The sequence below is a fragment of the Hypericibacter sp. genome (assembly GCF_050729195.1).
In the GTDB taxonomy this organism is placed as follows: domain Bacteria; phylum Pseudomonadota; class Alphaproteobacteria; order Dongiales; family Dongiaceae; genus Hypericibacter.
Genome location: NZ_JBOHKS010000058.1, coordinates 1 through 4,001 on the forward strand (window position 1 = coordinate 1; position 4,001 = coordinate 4,001).

Genomic DNA, 4,001 nt, shown 5'->3' on the forward strand with positions numbered 1-4,001 from the left:
ATGCGGCTTGGGCGTGAAGCCGAGCCAGGCCCGGCCCTCGCCCTTGAGCGGATGTCCGTCGGCAATGACCGCCTTGAGGACCTTGGTACCCAGGCGCAGATCGAGAATGGTCTTCGGCCCCAGATGCTCGGACCAGACGATCTCGGCCGGAAAGGGCGTATCGTGGCTTTCGGCGGCGGCCACCCGGATATCTTCTGCGCGCAAACCGAAACTCATCTGCGAGGGCAAGGACGAAGCAGCCGATGCCAGCGCGCCCAAGGGCAGCTCGAAGCCGTCGCCCACCAGGGCCGGCGCCCCGCCGTCGCTCGCGACCTTAGCCTCGAGGATGTTCATGGGCGGCGTGCCGATGAAGCGCGCCACGAAGAGATTGGCCGGCCGGTCATAGATCTCCTGCGGCGTACCGATCTGCTGGATCCGGCCCTCGTTCAGCACCACGATCCGGTCCGACAGGCTCATCGCCTCGGTCTGATCGTGGGTGACATAGAGGATCGTCTGGCGGCGCTCGCGATGCAGCTTCTTGAACTCGATCCGCAGCGCGATGCGGATGCGCGCATCGAGATTGGAAAGCGGTTCGTCCAGCAGCAGCAGGTCGGTCGGTTTGATGATGGCGCGCCCGATCGCCACGCGCTGCTGCTCGCCGCCCGAGAAGGTACGTGGGAACCGGTTGAGCAGATGCCCGACCTTGAGCAGCGCCGCCACCTCCCGCACCCGTTGATCGACCGTAGGACCTCCCTCGCCTGGTGCCGTCAGCGGGAAGGCGATGTTCTCGTAGCCGGTCATGGTCGGGAACAGCGCGATGTTCTGGAACAGCAGGCTGACGCCGCGATCCTTCGGGGCCGTGTTCACCAGATCGCGGCCATTGGCGAGAATGCGACCTTCATCGGAGCGGACCAGCCCGGCGATGGTCTTGAGCAAGGTCGATTTGCCGGCATTGGTGGGACCGACCACGCAGATAAATTCGCCGGGCTTCACCTCGAAGCCGACATCCGACAGCGCCGTCACCTTGTCGAAGCGCTTGGTCAGGCCCTGGATGGAGAGAGCGCTCATGCCGCGGCCTCGAGCGGTTCGAGCGGCAGCACGACATCGCTGGTCGCGTCGATCAGCAGGGCCCGCCTGAGGTCGAACTGAAGCGTGACGCGATCGCCCTCGCGCACGACGCCCGTCGGCGTCACCGCCTGCAGCAGCTGTGCGCCATATTCGATATGCAGCACTTCCTCCGCGCCCAAGGTTTCCAGGAAGTGCACCGGGAACGAACCCGCTCCGGCGTCGGCGGCGCGACCGATACGGATGTCATGCGGCCGGATGCCTAGCCAATGACGGCCGGCGGATGCCCGTCCGCTTCCCAGAACCAGATTGCGATGTCCCGCGGTGGTCACTGCCACCTGGCCGCCATTCGTCTGCACGTCGCAAGGGATGAGATTGATCGGCGGGTCGCCGATGAACTCCGCCACGAAGCGGTTGCGCGGCCGGCGATAGATCTCCTCGGGCGTGCCGATCTGCTGCAGCTCGCCCATGCTCATGACGGCGATCCGGTCGGACATGCTCATGGCCTCGACCTGGTCATGCGTCACATAGAGGATGGTCTGGCGGAGCTGCTTCTGGATCAGCTTCATCTCGCCGCGCAGGCTCGCGCGTAGCGAGGCGTCCAGGTTGGACATGGGCTCGTCGAGCAGGACGAGCTGCGGCTCGGTCACCAGCACGCGGCCGATCGCGACCCGCTGCATCTCGCTCATATTGAGCCGGTCGCCGCGCCGGTCGAGCAGACCCGTGAGATCGAGCCGCTCGGCGATCGCCTTGACAGCCTTCGCGCGCGCCGCCGATGGAACGCCCTTGGCTTCGAGCCCGAAGGCGAGGTTGGAGCGCACCGAAAGCTTGCTGAAGACGGCATAGTCCTGGAACACGAGCCCGATCCGCCGGCGCTGCGGCGGCAGGGCCTCGACCGATTGCCCGTCCACCAGGATCGAGCCCGCCGTCGGCGTCTCGAACCCGGCCACCATGGCGAGCGTCGTGGATTTGCCGCAACCCGACGGACCCAGCAGCGAGACGAACTCGCCTTGATTCAGGGCCAGCGACAGGCGCTTGACCGCCTCGACCTCGTCGAAACGTTTCTCCAGATCGCGCAGCTCGAGCTTGAGAGTCATGGCGGCCATCCCTGCCCTACCGCTTCACGGCGCCGAAGGAGAGGCCGCGAACCAAATGATTCTGAATGAGATAGCCGAACAGAATCACCGGCAGGGTCGAGATCGTGCCCATCGCCGCCTGAACGCCATAGAGCTTGCCCGAGCTGGCCGAGACATAATTCGCCACCTGCACGGTCACGGTCATGATCTGGCCTTGCGTCAGGGTCAGCGCGAACAGGAACTCCGACCAGTTGAGGATGAAGACGAAGAGCGCCGTCGCCATGATCCCGCCCTTGACCAGCGGCAGGGTCACGGTGAGGAAGGCGCGCAAGGGCCCCATGCCATAGAGCATGGCGGCCCCCTCGATCTCGACCGGCACTTCGTCGATGAAGCTGCGGATCATCCAGATCGAGAAGGGCAGCGTGAAGGCGGTATAGGCGATGATCAGGCCCGGGAAGGTGTCGGAGAGCCTGAGGAAGGAGAACACCACCACCATCGGCACCACGACTGCGATCGGCGGGAACATGCGGATGGTCAGGAACTGGAAGGGGTAGTTGTCGCCGCCGGTGCGGTAGCGCGAGATCGAATAGGCCGCGAGCGTGCCGAACAGCACGGAGAGGATCGTGGCCGAGATCGAGATGATCGCGGAATCGCCGAAGGCCTTCCAGGCGCTGGTCGAGACCTTGTAATCGAGCGAGCCCGATTCGCTGGCGGCAAAGGCGCGCGCGGCCTCGGGCGCGAAAACGATGCGGTAATTCTGCAAGGTCGGATTCTCGGAGACCCAGACCGGCGGATAAGCGGCCCACTCCTCCTGCGGCTTGAAGGAAGTCGAGACCAGCCAGAAGATCGGGAAGAAGCTGATCAGCATGGCCAGCGCCACCGCGACGCGGCGCAGCAGCCTGGGTCCTGCGGGGGCTTTCCCCGCCATCTTTGCCTTAGCCATGATGACGCTTCAGGGGTTTGGCCAGCGCCAGGCAGAGCGAGATCACCAGCACCAGCACGATCAGGCCCGCTGCCGCGATATAGCCGATGCGGAAGAAAACGAAGGCCCCGTTATACATATACATCGAGATGGTCTCGGTCGAAGAGCCGGGCCCGCCGCGCGTCAGGATGTAGACCGCGTCGAAGATCTTGAAAGTTTCGATGCTGCGGATGAGCAGCGCCACCAGGATGACCGGCATCAGGAGCGGCAGCATGATGCGGAAGAAGATCCGGACCGGCGAAGCGCCCAGGGCCAACGCCGCGCGGACCTGGTTCTGCGGCAGGTTCATGAGCCCGGTCAGCAGCAGCAGGAACATGAGCGGCGTCCATTGCCAGACCTCGCAGGCGATGATCGGCGCCAGCGCCCAGTCCGGATCGGACAGCCAGGAGAACTGGAAATCCCGGCCGATGACGAGGCTGATCAGATGGTTGATCGGGCCGCGATCGTTGAACAGCATGAAGAAGGCATTGGCCGCGTCCACCGGCACGATCATCATCGGCAGGATCAGGATGCTGACGGCGAGCTTGCGCCAGGGCCATTCGTCGAGGAACAGCAATGCCAACCCGAGCGCGATGACGAGCTCGAATCCCACCGCGACGACGACCACGAGCGCCGTGCGCCAGAGCGAGTTGATGAAGCGGGTGTCGAACCAGAGATCGTTGAAGTTCCAGAACCAGTAGAATTCGGCCAGGTACCAGGGCGTGCCGTTGGTCGGCTGCCAGTCGGTCAGGCTGAGCCAGATGGCGATCAGGGTCGGCGCCAGCACGACGGCGAGCATGGTGAGCTGCGCCGGCAGCACAAGCGCGACGTTGAAGGGAATCAACGTTCGCGTCCGACGCACCGGCGACGTCGTCGCGGGATCAGTGGTCTCAGCGGTCATGGTCCGGTCAGTCTAGGGT

The 4,001-nt window shown here is 64.7% G+C and carries 4 protein-coding genes; all 4 read right to left on the bottom strand.

Translation table 11 applies throughout. The features are described 5' to 3' along the window. A partial coding sequence (locus tag ACREE8_RS04475; RefSeq protein ID WP_431571775.1) for an ABC transporter ATP-binding protein occupies positions 1 to 1,047 on the bottom strand: 1,047 nt, incomplete at its 3' end. Then, the gene (locus ACREE8_RS04480) at positions 1,044 to 2,141 is read right to left on the bottom strand and encodes an ABC transporter ATP-binding protein (protein ID WP_431571776.1); all 1,098 of its coding nucleotides are present in this window, start codon (positions 2,139 to 2,141) and stop codon (positions 1,044 to 1,046) included. The genes ACREE8_RS04480 and ACREE8_RS04475, both read right to left, overlap by 4 nt. 16 nt (positions 2,142 to 2,157) lie before the next feature. After that, positions 2,158 to 3,063, bottom strand: a complete 906-nt coding sequence (locus ACREE8_RS04485; RefSeq protein WP_431571777.1) for a carbohydrate ABC transporter permease — start codon at positions 3,061 to 3,063, stop codon at positions 2,158 to 2,160. Beyond that, a complete protein-coding gene (locus ACREE8_RS04490; RefSeq protein WP_431571778.1) occupies positions 3,056 to 3,982 on the bottom strand; it encodes a carbohydrate ABC transporter permease in 927 nt (308 codons plus the stop codon). The genes ACREE8_RS04485 and ACREE8_RS04490 overlap by 8 nt, the downstream gene beginning before the upstream one ends. Positions 3,983 to 4,001 lie beyond the last annotated feature (19 nt).

Excerpts from the sequence above, each read along its gene's own strand:
- ACREE8_RS04480 (WP_431571776.1), bottom strand. The coding sequence starts at position 2,141 with ATGACTCTCAAGCTCGAGCTGCGCGATCTGGAGAAACGTTTCGACGAG.
- ACREE8_RS04485 (WP_431571777.1), bottom strand. The coding sequence starts at position 3,063 with ATGGCTAAGGCAAAGATGGCGGGGAAAGCCCCCGCAGGACCCAGGCTG.
- ACREE8_RS04490 (WP_431571778.1), bottom strand. The coding sequence starts at position 3,982 with ATGACCGCTGAGACCACTGATCCCGCGACGACGTCGCCGGTGCGTCGG.